This window comes from Streptomyces sp. NPDC088794 (genome assembly GCF_044750545.1).
Lineage (GTDB): Bacteria > Actinomycetota > Actinomycetes > Streptomycetales > Streptomycetaceae > Streptomyces.
Window position 1 is genome coordinate 170,842 of record NZ_JBIVKB010000015.1, and the last position, 16,064, is coordinate 186,905.

At 71.7% G+C, this 16,064-nt stretch carries 15 protein-coding genes; 7 read left to right on the forward strand and 8 right to left on the reverse strand.

Translation table 11 applies throughout. The features are described from left to right. The first annotated feature begins 107 nt into the window (after positions 1-107). Positions 108-665 carry a DUF3455 domain-containing protein gene (locus tag ACIP6U_RS35455; RefSeq protein WP_401726459.1) on the forward strand — a complete coding sequence of 186 codons (558 nt, stop codon included), beginning with the start codon at positions 108-110 and terminating at the stop codon, positions 663-665. A 125-nt stretch (positions 666-790) separates the two neighbouring features. Here the strand turns inward: ACIP6U_RS35455 and ACIP6U_RS35460 are convergent, their stop codons facing one another. From ACIP6U_RS35460 to ACIP6U_RS35475, 4 genes are all read right to left on the reverse strand, one after another. Continuing rightward, a complete protein-coding gene (locus tag ACIP6U_RS35460; protein ID WP_401726749.1) occupies positions 791-1,531 on the reverse strand; it encodes an SDR family NAD(P)-dependent oxidoreductase in 741 nt (246 codons plus the stop codon). Between the two features lie 66 nt (positions 1,532-1,597). After that, a complete protein-coding gene (locus tag ACIP6U_RS35465; RefSeq protein ID WP_401726461.1) occupies positions 1,598-2,437 on the reverse strand; it encodes an NAD(P)-dependent oxidoreductase in 840 nt (279 codons plus the stop codon). Beyond that, positions 2,434-3,054 carry a nuclear transport factor 2 family protein gene (locus tag ACIP6U_RS35470; protein ID WP_401726463.1) on the reverse strand — a complete coding sequence of 207 codons (621 nt, stop codon included), beginning with the start codon at positions 3,052-3,054 and terminating at the stop codon, positions 2,434-2,436. Before ACIP6U_RS35470 ends, ACIP6U_RS35465 begins: the two co-directional genes overlap by 4 nt. A 22-nt stretch (positions 3,055-3,076) precedes the next feature. After that, complete coding sequence (locus tag ACIP6U_RS35475) at positions 3,077-4,096, reverse strand: zinc-binding dehydrogenase (RefSeq protein WP_401726465.1); 1,020 nt, start codon at positions 4,094-4,096, stop codon at positions 3,077-3,079. A gap of 119 nt (positions 4,097-4,215) precedes the next feature. Between ACIP6U_RS35475 and ACIP6U_RS35480 the strand changes: the two genes are divergently transcribed. Continuing rightward, positions 4,216-4,800 carry a TetR/AcrR family transcriptional regulator gene (locus ACIP6U_RS35480; RefSeq protein ID WP_401726467.1) on the forward strand — a complete coding sequence of 195 codons (585 nt, stop codon included), beginning with the start codon at positions 4,216-4,218 and terminating at the stop codon, positions 4,798-4,800. 27 nt (positions 4,801-4,827) lie between these two features. On the opposite strand, the gene ACIP6U_RS35485 is transcribed toward ACIP6U_RS35480, so the two are convergent. Next, positions 4,828-6,201, reverse strand: a complete 1,374-nt coding sequence (locus ACIP6U_RS35485; RefSeq protein ID WP_401726469.1) for an ABC transporter substrate-binding protein — start codon at positions 6,199-6,201, stop codon at positions 4,828-4,830. 256 nt (positions 6,202-6,457) lie between these two features. Between ACIP6U_RS35485 and ACIP6U_RS35490 the strand changes: the two genes are divergently transcribed. The 4 genes from ACIP6U_RS35490 (at position 6,458) to meaB (ending at position 12,238) form a co-directional block, all read left to right on the forward strand. Then, positions 6,458-7,159, forward strand: a complete 702-nt coding sequence (locus ACIP6U_RS35490) for a hypothetical protein (protein ID WP_401726471.1) — start codon at positions 6,458-6,460, stop codon at positions 7,157-7,159. A 99-nt stretch (positions 7,160-7,258) separates the two neighbouring features. After that, positions 7,259-9,067, forward strand: coding sequence for a methylmalonyl-CoA mutase family protein (locus ACIP6U_RS35495; RefSeq protein ID WP_401726473.1), 1,809 nt, complete (start codon positions 7,259-7,261; stop codon positions 9,065-9,067). Further along, a complete protein-coding gene (gene scpA, locus ACIP6U_RS35500) occupies positions 9,067-11,241 on the forward strand; it encodes a methylmalonyl-CoA mutase (protein WP_401726475.1) in 2,175 nt (724 codons plus the stop codon). Before ACIP6U_RS35495 ends, scpA begins: the two co-directional genes overlap by 1 nt. A 7-nt stretch (positions 11,242-11,248) precedes the next feature. Then, the gene (gene meaB, locus ACIP6U_RS35505) at positions 11,249-12,238 is read left to right on the forward strand and encodes a methylmalonyl Co-A mutase-associated GTPase MeaB (RefSeq protein WP_401726477.1); all 990 of its coding nucleotides are present in this window, start codon (positions 11,249-11,251) and stop codon (positions 12,236-12,238) included. 39 nt (positions 12,239-12,277) lie between these two features. On the opposite strand, the gene ACIP6U_RS35510 is transcribed toward meaB, so the two are convergent. Genes ACIP6U_RS35510 through ACIP6U_RS35520 form a run of 3 tightly spaced genes read right to left on the reverse strand, consistent with a single transcriptional unit; the run spans position 12,278 to position 15,041 of the window. Further along, complete coding sequence (locus tag ACIP6U_RS35510) at positions 12,278-12,862, reverse strand: hypothetical protein (RefSeq protein ID WP_401726479.1); 585 nt, start codon at positions 12,860-12,862, stop codon at positions 12,278-12,280. Further along, positions 12,859-14,352, reverse strand: coding sequence for a sensor histidine kinase (locus ACIP6U_RS35515; RefSeq protein WP_401726481.1), 1,494 nt, complete (start codon positions 14,350-14,352; stop codon positions 12,859-12,861). The genes ACIP6U_RS35510 and ACIP6U_RS35515 overlap by 4 nt, the downstream gene beginning before the upstream one ends. After that, the gene (locus tag ACIP6U_RS35520) at positions 14,349-15,041 is read right to left on the reverse strand and encodes a response regulator (RefSeq protein ID WP_401726483.1); all 693 of its coding nucleotides are present in this window, start codon (positions 15,039-15,041) and stop codon (positions 14,349-14,351) included. Before ACIP6U_RS35520 ends, ACIP6U_RS35515 begins: the two co-directional genes overlap by 4 nt. 200 nt (positions 15,042-15,241) lie before the next feature. On the opposite strand from ACIP6U_RS35520, the gene ACIP6U_RS35525 reads away from it, so the two are divergent. Continuing rightward, the gene (locus ACIP6U_RS35525) at positions 15,242-16,021 is read left to right on the forward strand and encodes a DUF3152 domain-containing protein (RefSeq protein ID WP_401726485.1); all 780 of its coding nucleotides are present in this window, start codon (positions 15,242-15,244) and stop codon (positions 16,019-16,021) included. Positions 16,022-16,064: the final 43 nt, after the last annotated feature.

Consider the following 16,064-nt stretch of genomic DNA (forward strand, 5'->3'; position numbering starts at 1 on the left):
GACCGGCCCCGCAGGTTCTGTACGCGCGAGGTTCCGGCGCATGGACTCGTACGGTCGCCGCGCCCACTCCCGCGCAACATGCTCAGAAATTCTCTGGAGGTACACCAATGAAGCCAGGCAAGCGTGTGGTTCTCACCACCGCGGCTGTGGCCGTCGCGACCGTCGGCACGTTCCTGGGCGCGACGGTCGGTCAAGCGGCGACCCCGCAGACCGCGCGTCCCGTCACCACCGTCGACGTTCCCGACGCGCTGAAGGTCCCGGACGGCAACAAGCTCACCGGCGTCTTCTCGGCCGCCGGCGTCCAGACCTACACCTGCACCAACGATGCCTGGACGCTGCTGGAGCCGGCCGCCACCCTGTGGGCCAAGAACGACCGCACGCACCGCTCCGTCGCCCTCCACTCCCGCGGCCCCGTCTGGGTCTCCACGGTGGACGGCAGCGCGGTCAACGGCAGCGCGATAGCCAACTCCCCCAAAACCGGCACCATCCCGGAGCTTCTCCTGAAGGCCACCGCCACCCGCGGCACCGGGACCTTCGCCGGCGTCTCCTACATCCAGCGCCTGAACACGGACGGCGGTGTCGCCCCCACCACGGCCTGCACCAGAACCGACCAGGTCAGCGTGAAGTACACCGCCACTTACGCGTTCTACAAGCCCGCCGCGTGACGCGCTAGTCAGCCGCGGCGGCAGCGGCCCCCCGGACGATCCCGAGGGGGCCGCTGCCGCCGCCGTGCTCAGGTCGGCGAGCAGGGACACCCTCAGCGCGGGCTCATCGCGGACTCACTGCCGACTCACCGCCGGCTCATCGCGATCACCGCGTCCCGGCGGCTCAGCGCCCCGAGGGGCGACGCCCCGGCCGGGTCCGGGCTGCCGGAGATCCAGGTCGGGCCGTCGGCCAGGTGGGTCAGCGCCTCCTCCGCCACGTCCTTCGGGTCGGCGAGAGCGCCGAGGTGCTCGTCCCGGTCGCCGAGGAGTCGACGCAGCGAGGGCGTGTCCGTACGGCCGAGCACCAGCGCCAGGACGTCCACTCCGTGTCCGCGCCACTCCGCCCACAGGGACTCGGCGAGGACCAGGCCGAAGGCCTTGGTGGCGCCGTAGGTGGCACGGGTCGCGCCGCCGGCCCAGGCCGCCCCGGACGTCACGAGGACCACACCGCCGTGTCCCCGGTCGGCCATCGGGGCGCCGAAGTGGTGAACCGCTTCGAGGACGGTCACGCAGTTGCGGCGCACCAGGTTCAGGTGGGCCGGCGTCTCGCGGTCGAGGAAGTCGGCGGTGCTGTCGTCGCTGCCGGCGTTGTAGACGAAGAGGCCGATCTCCAAGTCCGCGGTGGCCGCGGCGAGTTCGGCCAGGGCGTCGGGTGCCGCGAGGTCGAGAGGGACGGTGCGGACCTGGACGCCGTACTCGACCGCGATGGTGTCCGCCAGCTCCTTGAGGACGGGCACGCGTCGGGCCACCAGGACCACGTGGATCCCACGCGCGGCCATCGCCCTCGCGAACGCGGCTCCCACACCGTCGGACCCTCCGGCGACGATGCCCCAAGGCCCTTACTGGCGTTCATACTTGGTGGTCGAGCTGGTCAAGATGGCCACTCCCGTTCGTCAACTGCCGCTCGAACCGGGCGACTTGCGCAGCACCCGCTTCTCGACCGCCTCGGAGGCCAGCACGGTGCCGATGATTCCGAGGTCCACGCCCGCCCGGTCGGTGACCTCGCGGACCGTGCCGACGTCCTTGCTCATCAGGTCGGCCAGCCGGTCGGCGACCGAGTCGACGGTCCCGCCGCGCGCCACGACCTGGAGGGCCCGGCTCGCACCGCTGCCGTGCTGAAGCGCGGCCAGCACGGTCGACTCCCCCAGACCGAGTGACTCCGCGAGTCGTACGGCGTCGACGGCCAGGCCCACCTGGGCCACGAACAGGGCGTTGTTGACGAGCTTGAGCCGCTGCCCGTCGCCGGTCGCGCCCACGTGCAGGACGGGTGAGGCGTACGCGTCGAGGAGCGGGCGCACCCGGTCCAGCGCGGTCTCGTCACCACCGACCCACAGCGTGAGCCGGCCGTCGCCGATGTCGTGCGGTCCGCCGGAGAGAGCCGCGTCCAGTACGTCGACGCCCCGCGCCGCGCCCGCCTCGGCGACGGCGCCGACGGTGGCCGGATCGCAGGTCGTGTGCTGGACGAGGGTCGCGCCCGGGCGCATGCCCGCGACGGCGCCGTCCGGGCCCAGGCAGACTTCACGCACCTGCGCGTCCGTCAGCACCGTGACGAACACGGCGTGGGCACCCTCGACCGTCGCCGCCACCGTGTCGGCGACGGTCAGGCCGTCGGCGGTCGCGGCGGCACGGGTGCGGGGGGTGCGGGCGTGGACGGTGACGTCGTGTCCGGCGGTCGTCAGCCGGTCGATCATGGGTCGGCCCATGCGGCCGGACCCGATGAATCCGATCCTCACTTCGCCTCCTTGGAACCGGGGACGGGGACGGGAAAGGGGCCTGGGTTGGAGTCGGAGCCTGGGTCGGAGTCGGGGCCTGGGTCGGAGTCGGAGGCGGAGGCAGAGTCGGCCGTCGGCGCCAGCAACTCCCGGTGCGCGGCGGTGCCGTCGAGGTTCGCGTTGACGCGTTCGACGACGCGCCAACCATCCGCCGTACGCGCCCAGCGCCAGGTGTTCGCCGACACCCGGGCCACCCGGAACCGGTCCGCTTCCGGGTCCCAGCGGATGTTGAGGGCGTAACCGCGGCCGGTGGCCCGGTCCCCGTCGATCTGGATGTGCGGCACGGTCAGCACATGTGCGGCGCCGTTGCGGATCAGGTGCTGGTGGCCGCTGCCCTGGACCATGCCGCTGATGTCCTCGTGACCGCGCATCGTGAAGTGGCCGACGACGTCGAAGACACCGTCCCGTGTCCACAGTTCGGCCGCCGCCTCGCCCGATCCGCTGTCGACCGCGGGGCCGTACCGGGCGACCAGCTGCGCGATCTCCGCCTGGTCCTCCAGTGCGCGGACCTTCGCGGTCAACTCCTCGACGGCGGACCGGAGTTCATCGATCTCGTTGATCTCGTTGACCTCGTTCACGGGGTGCGGTCCCTTCCCTGGGTCACGGCACGACGACGATGCGGGCCGGCGCGTCCGCCGCCCGCGCGGCGTCGAGCGCGGCGGGCACCTCGTCGAGCCCGACGGTCCGGCCCAGCATCGGCCGGACGTCGAGGCGCCCCGAACAGACCGCCTCGAACGCCTCGTTCCAGTGGTCCGGCGTCGGCCCGCCGCCGAACTGGATGCCGATGCCCTTGCGTTTGGCGGTGAGGGTGTGGAGGACGTCACCCTGAGGCGGGCCACCCATCGAGAAGATCCGGGTGCCCCTCGTACTCCCCTTGATGATCGAGTCGAGTACGCCGGGCAGCCCGACGCACTCGAAGACGACGCACCCCACGTCACCGGCCCCGGCCGCCTCCCGCCACGCCTCGTACGGCGACACCTCGGCGGGATCCACGACCACGTCGGCGCCCATGGCGGTGGCCGTCTCGCGACGCGAGGCCACGAGGTCGGCCGCGACGACGGGTCCGACGCCAAGTGACCGCAGGGCTGCGACGGTTGACAGGCCGATGGCACCGCAGCCGATGACCAGCGGCACCTCCCGCGTGCTCGAGCGGGCCCGGGAGGCGGCCGACCAGCCGACGGCGATCGCGTCGGCGACGCAGACGAGTTCGCTGGGCAGGTCGGACGTGACCGGGCGGGTCAGTGCCTCGGTGAGGAGGAACAACTCTCCGAAGCCGCCGGGTGATTCGGGGTTCTGCCCGATGATCCGCCGACCGCCGGGCACGACCAGGATCGGCAGGGAACTCACCCGGGCGCCCACGGGGATGCGCCGCTCGGTGCCGGGTCCGTGGCCGACGATCTCGGCGCAGTACTCGTGCCCCATGACGATGTCGACGTCCGGGTCGTAGGTCGACATGCCGCTGTCGTCGTCGAGACCTGCCTCCGGATGGTCCATGAAGTGCAGGTCGGACGCGCAGATCCCGCAGGCGAGCGAGCGGACGAGCAGCTGACCGGGGCCGGGTACGGGGTCCTCGATCGTTCTCGCCCGCACCGTCTTGTTCCGAAGCACCGCAGCGCGCATGGGCCACTCCTCGGTGGGCGTCGCCTTCGGACTCTAGCCACAACCTCGTATTTATAGAAGACGGTCTCCTGAAATTGACGTCCGGCGAGGGGTCCACCTGGGCCGTTACCATGGCGGCCGTGGCAGACACCGGACGACGCCCTGGCCGCCCGCGCGACACGACGATCGACGAGCGTGCGCTCGCCGCGACGCGCGAGTTGCTGGTGAGCCGCGGCTTCGAGGCGACGACGATCCAGTCCGTCGCCGAACACGCGGGGGTGCACTCCTCCGCGCTGTACCGGCGCTGGCCCTCCCGTATCGAACTCATCGCGGAGGCCACCTTTCCCGGCCTCGACCGGCACGCCGTCGAGCCGACCGGTGAACTCCGCGCCGATCTACGGCGGTTCGCGCGTGCCTACCTGGCCGCCTTCACCACCCCCGTGGCCCGAGCGGCCGCGGCCGGGCTGCTGGCGCACAACCAGTCCTCGTCCCGGCCGCGTTCGCCCGAGCTGAACCTGAGGGTCTCCGCCCGCCCCCAGTTCCAGGCCATCCTGCGCGCCGCGCCGCCGGAGTCCGTCGACCCCGCCGTCGACCCGGACGACGTCTTCGACATGCTTCTCGGCGCGATCCTGGCCCGCGTCCTGCTGCCCGGTGCCACGGCCCGCCGTACACCGGTCGAGCGGACCGTGGACCTGATCATCCGCCTGCTCGCACCGGCGAGTTGAGAGCCACGATCCGCACTCGTACGCGGATCACTTCAGGTCGGACAGCGATTTGCCGACGTCCGCCAGCGTCTTCGGCTTCCCGTAGTCCCCCTTGTACTTGTAGACGGGCGCGTCGCAGCGGTAGGCGCCGTCGTCGGGCTTGAAGTCGGCCGCCTGCCAGCCCTTCGCCGTCGCCTCGACGATGGAGTAGCACTTGGGCGGGATGTCGTTCTGGCTCAGATCGGCCGGCGCCTGAAGCCCGCCGCCGGTCCACGCCGTCTGCTTGACCGCGTTGTCGTAGACGCACTTGCGCGTCACCGTGGCGCAGTCGCGGGCGGCGGTGGCGAACAGCAGCCAGGCCGAGAAGGCGCGCAGCACCGGATAGGTGACCGCGCTGTCGGGGGCGTACTTCTTGAACAGGTCGATGACCTGCTGGGTCGCCGGGTTGGCGGCGGCGCTCTCCAGCGGTGCGGTGGCGGACAGTTCGGCGTAGTTGTGCTGCTTCGCCAGGGCCGGGCCGGCGAGTTGGAGGAACGCCGGGCCGTACGCGTTGCTGTTGGGGTCGATCCAGTCGGGGGCGTAGTCGAGGGTGCTGAGCGCCTGCTCCAGCTTGGCGAGGCTCGCGGGGTCGCCCAGGAAGACCAGGCCCCGGACGCCCTTGCTCTTGATGGACTGGGCGTAGGGCGTCCAGTCGGAGACGCCGGCCGCCGGGTAGAGGTCGTTGTAGGTGACCTTGCCGCCGAGTCCACCGACGGCTTCCTTGTACCGGTCGGCGAACACCTTGCTGACCGGACTGTCGCCGGCGATGATCCCGACCTTTCCCGCCGAGTCCGGGTACTTGTCCTTGAGGAGCCAGGAGTAGAAACCGGCGTAGGGGAAGTAGCCGACACCCGCGCCGGTGGCCAGGACCTGGAGGTCGGAGCCCACGGCCTGGGTGGACTGGGCCGGGAAGTCGGGCAGCAGGCATTTCAGCCGGTCCGTCACACCCAGTCCGTCCAGTGCGGACCCGCCGCCGACCAGCGCGAAGTCGGTCTTGCAGGCGGCCAGGACGCCCTCGCGGGCCTGGAGCAGCTTGGTGTCGTGGGTGACGGGGACGAGCTTGCGGCCGTCGACACCGCCCGCGTCGTTGCACCAGGAGCTGAACACCTTTGCGGCGTCCGGGAATTCGGAGTTCTTGGTGAACCCGATGTCGGACATGACGCCGACCTGGATCGATGTGTCGGTGACGCCCTGGACCTTGGCGGCTTTGGCAGTGCCGGGGCCGCACACGTCCTTGAGCGTGCCGAAGGTGGCCGACGCCCGGGAGGCCCCCGCGGCCGGAGTGGCACTTCCGTCCTTGGCGCTCTCGTCGTCGGAATGGCCGGAGCAGCCTGCCAGCAGTACCGCGGCGGCGGTGACCGCGCCCATCAGGAGCTTGCGCAAGGTGCCTCCTCGGGGAGGTTCGGACGTCGCCGAAAGGCTTCGGCTCGTCGCGCGGAAAGTACATTCTCCAAATGAGCCAATCAAGTCCTCGCGCAAGAGAATCTGATACTCGCTGGCCGAAGGCTCCCCCCGACCGTTGTCCCGCGCACTTGGGCCAGGTCCTGGCCGGATCTCAACTACCCGCAGATTCGCGCTCGTTGGCGGGTAGCCATCTCTCACACGACGACGTGGACAGGGGTGGGGGGAGCTGGCTGCGATGGCGCAGGCGGAGGAGCACTCGGCGATGGGCCGGTCACGGTGGGCCCGGCGCCGGCAGACCGTACGCGAGTTACGCAGGTCGGGGCGGTACGGTCCCCGGTTCCGCGACGTGCTGTCCGGGCTCACCGGACTCACGGTCGCCGTCTGCGCCGGCGTCACCGCGCTGGCCCTGTCGTACCGCGCGTTCGGCCCGGTCGCGCCCGCCGCGATCCTCGTCCTGCTCACGCTCGTGGCCGTCGCCGTCCACCGTCGGCGCCGCCCACTGGCCCGCCGCCGGCGCGGCTACTACACACCGGAGGAGCTGACCGATCTCGACGTGCCGGAGCTGGTGCTCGCCGTGGCGCGGATGCTCCGCAGGGACGGCTGGCGGGTACTGCCGCTGCCCGCCCAGGACCGGCCCGCCCTGGCCGCCCGCGACGACCAGGGGCGGCTGCTCGTCGTCGGGTTCCGCCCGGTGGCCGAGCCCCTGCCCGACGAGGAACCGGTGTGGCGCCGTCGCTCCAAGGGGCGCGGCAGGGCGGGCCCCGACCTCCGTCTGGTCGTGCACCGGGGGACGTTCGCCGCCCGGGACGTCCGCTGGGCGGCCCGCCAGGGCCATGTCCACCTCATCGACGGCACCCGCCTGGAGCGCTGGGCCCACGGCACCCCGCTGTACGACCTCGGAGACACCCCGACGGCGCGCGCCCTGCCCGATTCCTGAGGCTTTCCCGCCGGAGAGGTCCCGGTCACACAGACGCAGAGGGAAAGGTCACACGGTGTGCCTTAGTGCGGCTCAAGCGATCTGCCCTAGCATCCGAGCATGACGGTCCTGCCTGACGACGGGCTTTCCCTGGCCGCCGAGTTCCCTGACGCTACGCACGAGCAGTGGCAACGCCTGGTGGAGGGCGTTCTGCGCAAGTCGGGCAAGGAGGTCTCGGGTACGGCAGCGGAAGACGCCCTGTCCACCACTCTGGAGGACGGGCTGCGCACCCGCCCCCTGTACACCCCGCGTGACACCGCCCCGGAGCCCGGCCTGCCCGGTTTCGCGCCCTTCGCGCGCGGCGGCCGGCCCGAGGGCACCGCCCTCGGCGGCTGGGACGTACGGCAGCGGCACGCCTCACCGACCGGCGACGCGGTGCTCGCGGACCTGGAGAACGGCGTCACCTCGCTCTGGCTGACCGTGGGTGAGAACGGCATTCCGGTGTCCTCGCTCGGCCGGGTGCTCGACGGGGTCTACCTGGACCTGGCGCCGGTCGTCCTCGACGCGGGACGGGACACGGAGGCCGCCGCACGGGAGCTGCTGCGGCTGTACGAGGAGCGGGGCGTCGCCAAGGAGGCCGCGCGCGGCAACCTCGGTGCCGACCCGCTGGGCCACGAGGCCCGCACCGGCGAGGCGCTCGACCTCGCCGACGTGGCCGGCCTCGCGCGGCGGTGTGCCGAGGAGTACCCGGGGCTGCGCGCGCTGACCGTGGACGCGCTGCCGTACCACGAGGCCGGCGGCTCGGCCGCGCAGGAACTGGGTGCCTCGCTGGCGACCGGCGTCGCCTATCTGCGCGAGCTGACCCGGGCCGGCATCGGTGTCGAACAGGCCTGTGGGCAGCTGGAGTTCCGGTACGCGGCCACCGCCGACCAGTTCCTGACGATCGCCAAGCTGCGCGCGGCGCGCCGGTTGTGGGCGCGGGTCGCCGAGGTGTGCGGGGCGCCGGGCGCGGGCGGTCAGGTGCAGCACGCGGTGACCTCGCCGGTGATGATGACCCGGCGCGACCCGTGGGTGAACATGCTGCGTACGACGATCGCCACGCTCGCCGCAGGGGTCGGTGGCGCCGACTCCGTCACCGTGCTGCCCTTCGACCACGCGGTGGGCCTCCCGGACGCGTTCGCGCGCCGCATCGCCCGCAACACCTCCACGATCCTGGTCGAGGAGTCGCACCTGTCCCGGGTGATCGACCCGGCCGGCGGCTCCTGGTACGTGGAGCGGCTCACCGACGAACTCGCCCACGCGGGCTGGGAGTTCTTCCGGCACATCGAGGAACTCGGCGGCCAGGCGGCCGCGTTGCGCTCCGGACGGCTCGCCGAGGACCTGGCGGAGACCTGGGCGGTACGCAGCGCGAAGCTCGCCAAACGCCGTGAACCCATCACCGGCGTCAGCGAGTTCCCCAACCTCGGCGAGAAGCCCGTACAGCGCGCCCCCGCACCCGAGCCGCCGTCCGGCGGACTGCCCCGGGTGCGCCGGGACGAGGCGTACGAGGCACTGCGCGCCCGCTCCGACGCGCACCTCGCCGCCACCGGCTCCCGGCCGCGGATCTTCCTGGCCACGATCGGCCCCGCCGCGGCTCACACCGCGCGCTCGACCTTCGCCTCGAACCTCTTCCAGGCCGGTGGCATCGAGCCGGTCACCTCAGGCGGCTTCGAGGAGAGCGGAGCCACCGAGGCCTGTCTGTGCTCCAGCGACGCGCTCTACGAGGAGCAGGCCGAGCGGACCGCCACGGCACTGCGGGCCGCGGGCGCCGGGCACGTGTTCCTGGCCGGCCGTCCGGGGCAGTACACCGACGTGGACGCCTACGTCTTCGCGGGCTGCGACGCCGTGGCCGTGCTCTCCGCCACCCTCGACCGCATGGGAGTGTCGTGATGGGAATCCCCGACTTCACCGGGATCGACCTGGGGACCCCGCGCGCCGAAGGGGGGACGGACGAGTGGGATGCGTCCGTGAAGCGCGCCGCCGACGGCTCCGACCTGCTCTGGGAGACCCCGGAGGGCATCGCGGTCAAGCCGCTCTACACCGGCCGCGACCTGGAGGGCCTGGACTTCCTGGAGACGTACCCGGGCATCGCGCCGTATCTGCGCGGCCCGTACCCGACGATGTACGTCAACCAGCCCTGGACGATCCGCCAGTACGCGGGCTTCTCCACGGCCGAGGAGTCCAACGCGTTCTACCGGCGCAACCTGGCGGCCGGTCAGAAGGGTCTGTCGGTCGCCTTCGACCTGCCCACGCACCGGGGTTACGACAGCGACCACCCGCGCGTGACCGGTGACGTCGGCATGGCGGGCGTGGCGATCGACTCGATCTACGACATGCGCCAGCTCTTCGACGGCATCCCCCTCGACAAGATGACCGTGTCGATGACGATGAACGGCGCGGTGCTGCCCGTCCTCGCGCTCTACATCGTCGCCGCCGAGGAACAGGGCGTGCCGCCCGAGAAGTTGGCCGGGACCATCCAGAACGACATCCTCAAGGAGTTCATGGTCCGCAACACCTACATCTATCCGCCGAAGCCGTCGATGCGGATCATCTCCGACATCTTCGCCTTCACCTCCCAGCGGATGCCCCGCTACAACTCGATCTCCATCTCCGGCTATCACATCCAAGAGGCGGGCGCGACGGCCGACCTGGAGCTCGCGTACACCCTCGCCGACGGCGTGGAGTACATCCGGGCCGGTCGGGACGCGGGAATGGACGTGGACGCGTTCGCGCCCCGGCTCTCGTTCTTCTGGGCGATCGGCATGAACTTCTTCATGGAGGTCGCCAAGCTGCGGGCGGCGCGCCTGCTGTGGGCCAAGCTGGTCAGGCAGTTCGACCCGCAGAACGCCAAGTCCCTGTCCCTGCGCACCCATTCGCAGACCTCGGGCTGGTCGCTGACCGCGCAGGACGTCTTCAACAACGTCACGCGTACGTGCGTGGAGGCGATGGCGGCGACGCAGGGCCACACGCAGTCGCTGCACACCAACGCCCTCGACGAGGCGCTCGCGCTGCCCACCGACTTCTCCGCGCGCATCGCCCGCAACACCCAGCTGCTGCTCCAGCAGGAGTCGGGGACGACCCGGGTGATCGACCCGTGGGGCGGCAGCGCGTACGTGGAGCGGCTGACGTACGACCTCGCCCGGCGGGCCTGGCAGCACATCGAGGAGGTCGAGGCGGCGGGCGGGATGGCCAAGGCCATCGACGCGGGCATCCCCAAGCTGCGCATCGAGGAGGCCGCGGCCCGCACCCAGGCCCGTATCGACTCCGGCCGTCAGCCGGTCATCGGCGTGAACAAGTACCGGGTGGAGACCGACGAGGAGATCGACGTCCTCAAGGTCGACAACTCCTCCGTCCGCACCCAGCAGATCGAGAAGCTGCGGCGGCTGCGCGCGGAGCGGGACGAGCGGGCCTGCCAGGACGCGCTCGACGCGCTGACCCGGGCGGCCGGCGGCGAGGGCAACCTGCTGGAGCTGGCCGTGAACGCGGCCCGCGCCAAGGCGACCGTGGGCGAGATCTCCGACGCGCTGGAGAAGGTGTACGGACGGCACGCGAGCCAGATCCGTACGATCTCAGGCGTGTACCGCAACGAAGCAGGCGAGTCCCCCTCCGTGGACCGCACCCGGACCCTGGTGACCGCCTTCGAGGAGGCCGAGGGGCGCCGGCCGCGCATCCTGGTCGCCAAGATGGGCCAGGACGGCCACGACCGGGGCCAGAAGGTGATCGCCACCGCCTTCGCCGACCTCGGCTTCGACGTCGACGTCGGCCCGCTGTTCCAGACCCCGGGCGAGGTGGCCCGCCAAGCCGTCGAGGCGGACGTGCACATCGTCGGGGTGTCCTCGCTGGCCGCCGGACACCTCACCCTCGTACCGGCGTTGAAGGAGTCGCTCGCCGAGGAGGGCCGGGAGGACATCATGATCGTGGTGGGCGGAGTGATCCCGCCGCAGGACGTGCCCACGCTCCTGGAGATGGGCGCGGCGGCCGTCTTCCCGCCCGGCACGGTGATCCCGGACGCGGCCCACGACCTGGTGAAACGGCTGGCGACCGACCTCGGCCACGATCTGTAGCGCCGGTATGGCAGCGATCGATCTCGAGACGTATGTGAAGGGTGTCCTCGACGGGAAGCGGGCGCTGGTCGCCCGGGCGATCACGCTCGTCGAGTCCACCCACCCCCGCCACCGGGCCCTGGCCCAGGCGCTGTTGACCGAACTGCTCCCGCACAGCGGCCGGGCCCGGCGGATCGGGATCAGCGGGGTGCCCGGGGTGGGCAAGTCGACGTTCATCGACACCTTCGGCACCATGCTCACCGCGCAGGGCCACCGGGTGGCGGTGCTCGCCGTCGACCCCTCCTCCACCCGTACCGGCGGCTCGATCCTGGGCGACAAGACCCGGATGGAACGCCTCGCCGTGGACCCGGCCGCGTTCGTCCGGCCCTCCCCCACCGCCGGGACGCTCGGCGGGGTCGCCAAGGCCACCCGCGAGTCGATCGTGGTGATGGAGGCGGCGGGCTACGACGTGGTGCTGGTGGAGACGGTCGGTGTGGGCCAGTCGGAGACGGCCGTCGCCAACATGGTCGACTCCTTCCTGCTGCTCACCCTGGCCCGTACCGGCGACCAGTTGCAGGGCATCAAAAAGGGTGTGCTGGAGCTGGCCGACGTCATCGCCGTGAACAAGGCCGACGGTCCGCACGAGCGTGACGCCAAGGCGGCGGCACGTGAACTGGCTGGCGCGCTGCGGCTGATGCACGGCAAGGACGTGTACTGGGCACCGCCCGTACTCAGTTGCAGCGCCCGCGAGCGGACCGGCCTGGACACCGTCTGGGAGCGCCTCGAACAGCACCGGGCGCTCCTCGAATCGAGCGGTCGGCTGGCCGCCAAGCGCCGGGACCAGCAGGTCGACTGGACCTGGACGATGGTCCGCGACACGCTCCTGGGCCGCCTGCACGCCGACCCGAAGGTGCGGGAGCTCGCTCCCGAACTCGAACAGCAGGTGCGCGAGGGGAAGTTGACGGCGACACTGGCCGCCGAGCGGATCCTGAAGGCGTTCGGGGACACGACGGACTGAGGTGCCACGGCGCCGGGCTAACGGAACACGGCGCCGGGCTCACGGATCGGGGAGCCTGGCTCCCCGATCGGGGCAGCCCTTGTCGGAGTTCCTGGTGTGCTGTCCGTAGACGCTGGTCACGTCGACCGTCACCGGGCCGACGGTCTGGGTCGCGACCCGGTGCGCGGCGGCGGCCGTGCAGATCAGCTGCCGTATCGCGATGTCGGTCAACCTGCCCATGGCGCCGGGGAGTTCGATGGAGAGCGTGTCGTCCCGCACCGTCACGGTCGGCACGTTCTCCGCGGGCTCGGCGGGTTCCCCGGTGACCGCGTCCGCCTTGGGCGTCGGGACGGGCGCGAGGGTCGGCAGCCCGGGCACCTCGCTGGCCAGGCCCTCGGACTGCTCGCGGTCGGTCGGGCCGAGCAGCAGCAGGTCCAGGGCCGCCCCGGCGTCCCCGGGCTCGGCGGTCGCCCGGGAGACCGCGACGAGTGCGCCGCCGTCCCGGACGAAGTAGACCGACGTGAGCGAGGCGATGCCGCTCGCCGGACCGCCGGCCTCCACCACCCCGGTCGCGGGGATCCCGCAGGCGGACAGCGCGAGCAGGGACGGTGCCACCAGCAGCGGGAGCCGGTGTGTGGCCTTCATGACGGGTTCTCCTCGGACGACTCGTCCCGCCGCAACGGCAGTTCGACCGTGAAGACGGCACCACCGGCCGGATGGTTGGCCGCGCGGACGGTTCCGCCGTGCATGCGTACGTTCTCGGCGGTGATCGACAGACCGAGACCGCTGCCCTCGGAGCGGGTCCTCGCGGTGTCCGACTTGTAGAACCGCTCGAAGACGTGCGGCAGTACGTCCTCGGGGATGCCGGGGCCGCCGTCCCGAATCTCGATGACCGCGAGGCGCCCGGCGGCGAGGTCATCGCTCGCCGCCAGGCTCACGCGCACCGGACGGGTGCCGTGCCGCAGGGCGTTGCCGACCAGATTGGCGACGACCACGTCCAGGCGGCGCGGGTCGACCCGCCCGCGCACCGCGTCGGGCGGCGGCAGCCGCGTCTCCACCGTGTCCGACCAGCCCCGGGAGGCGAGGGTGCGCCGGATCGACTCGGCGAGGTCGATCTCGTCCAGGTGCAGCTCCGCCGCACCCGCGTCGAACCGGGAGATCTCCATCAAGTCGTCGACCAGGCGGGCGAGTTTGACCGTCTCCCCGCTGATGAGCCGGACCGCGGTGGCCGTGTCCGGGTCCAACCGGGCCGCGTCCTCGTCCAAAACGTCGGTGACCGCCGACATCGCGGCGAGCGGGGTGCGCAGTTCGTGCGAGACGTCCGCGGCGAAGCGCCGGGCCCGTGCCTCCATGCCGCGCAGCTCCGCCACCGACGTCTCGAGGGCGGCGGCCGTCTCGTTGAACGTGTGGGAGAGATCGGCGAGTTCGTCGGATCCGTTGACCGCGAGCCGGGTGTCCAGGCGCCCCTCGGCGATGCTGCGGGTGGCGTCGCGCAGCGCCCGTACCGGCAGCAGTACGCCCCGCGCGGCGAACAGGGCGAGCACCACGGCGAGCAGCAGCGCCGGCACCATGGCCCGCTCGACCGAGCTCACCAGGGCGTCCACGTAGGCCTGTTCCTCGGTCTGCGGCACGACCAGGAACACCCGGACCCCGGACGCCGTCTGCGCTCGGTCGGGGACGCCGAAGGTGACCGACATGCCGACGACGAGCGAGGTGTGTCCGCTCGCGCGCACCCGTTGGAACACGGTGGCCCGGCTGGTGGCGACGGCCTCGCGCACGTCGGGCGTCAGCTCGGGGAAGGTGTCGCCGGCGGCGGAGGCGGCGCGCAGGGTTCCGTAGGTGGCCAGGACGCGCCAGTTGCCGGGTGCCTCGGTGGCGGCCACGTCGGCGGCGAAGCGCTGGAGCGCCGACTGGTCCGGGGGGAAGCCGAGTTCGGGGGCGCGCTGGTTGATCTGGGTGCGCAGTTGTCTGATCGTGGCGTCCTGGCTCTGCTGGAGCACTCCGGTGCGGGCCTCCCGGAAGGTCAGGGCGCCGGTCGTGGCGGCGGCGACGGTGGCGACGAGTCCGAAGGCGACCACCAGGCGCGGGCGCAGGCCTCGCAGTCGGCGCGTGCGGCGCGTCCCACGCGTCCTCACGGCGCCGCGAATCGGTAGCCGAAGCCGCGTACGGTGTGGATGTACCGCGGCGCCTTGGGCGGCTCGGACATCTTGGTGCGCAGGCGTTTGACGCAGGCGTCCACCAGGCGTGCGTCCCCGTGGTAGTCGTGCTCCCAGACCGCCTCCAACAGCTGCTGTCGGCTGAAGACCTGCCCCGGCGAGGCGGAGAGCGTGAGCAGCAGCCGCGTCTCCGAGGGGGCGAGGGCGATCGGCGTACCGCCCAGGGTGACGGTCAACCCGGCGCGGTCCACGGCGAGTTCACCGTAGGTGTCGATCTTCGGCAGTCCCGTCCCGCCCTGCGCCCCGCCCGCGCGGCGCAGGACGGCGCGTATGCGGGCGTCGAGCACCCGGGCCAGCACCGGCTTCACCACGTAGTCGTCGGCGCCGGCCTCCAGACCGACAACGATGTCCACCTCGTCACCCCGCGCGGTGGCGATGATGATCGGCAGGGTCTGGTCCACGGCGCGTATGCCCCGGCACACCTCAAGACCGGTCATGCCGGGGAGCATCAGATCGAGGACCACGATGTCCGGCCGGAAGCTCCTTAACCGGTCCATGCCCTCTTCCCCGGTCGCGGTGGCGGCGACGTCGTGGCCCTGTCGGCGCAGGGCCAGGTCGACGCCCTCGCGCACGGCGCGGTCGTCCTCGATCAGCAGTACTCGTGACATACGCACAGTATCCACAGGGAGATGACCAAGGCGGGCGTTATCGTCTCGTTATCTTCCGGGCCAGATCCGATCACATTGCGGTCGCACCGTAAACGATCGTGAAAGCGCACAACGAGAAGTCCCCCAGCCGTCGTCGGACAGGTTCCGCCCACGCCGCCAGGCGGAACGGGCGGAGACAACTGACGGGGGGACTGGCCGCGTTGGCCGCTCTCGGTGTCGTCGGCTGCGCGGTGGTGGCCTGGCTGCCGGCCGACTCGAAGCGGTCGCCGACGGCGGCCGGTCCGGACGCGGGTGCCGAGCGCGACCCGTCGGTGCGGCCCACCTCCGAGTCACCGAAGCCGAGGACGCCGACGGAGCCGACGGCGAGCGCCACGGGGAAGGCCGAGGGGACGCCGAGTTCCTCCGGCCCCGCCATCCCCCGCAACGGTCCGGGCACGTTCGTCACCGCGTCCGGCGGCAGCGGGCGTGTCGGGAAGGGCAAGGCCCTGCGCTACAAGGTCGAGGTGGAGAACGGCATCGACCTGTCCCCCGAGGACATCGCCGAGCAGGTCGAGCGCATCCTCGCCGACCCGCGCGGCTGGACCGCCGACGGACACTCGGGCTTCCAGCGGGTCTCCACCGGCGCCACCGACTTCGTGGTCAAGGTCGCCACTCCCGGGACCGTGGACAAGGTCTGCGGGCAGTACGGACTGGAGACCGGCGGCGAGGTCAACTGCAGCGTGGCCCACAACGTCATGGTCAACCTCAAGCGCTGGGAAGAGGCAACTCCCGTCTACGCCAAGGACGTCACGTCCTACCGGGCGCTCATCGTCAACCACGAGGTGGGCCATTTCCTCGGCCACGGCCATGTCACCTGCCCCGCGAAGGGCGGACCGGCCCCCGCGATGATGCAGCAGATCAAGGGCATGCACGGCTGCGTCCCCAACGTCTGGCCCTACACCGCCGACGGCCGGTACATCACCGGGCCGGCCGTTCCCTGACCACCACCCCGTTCGACCGTTCCCAACTTCCAGGAGCACAAGT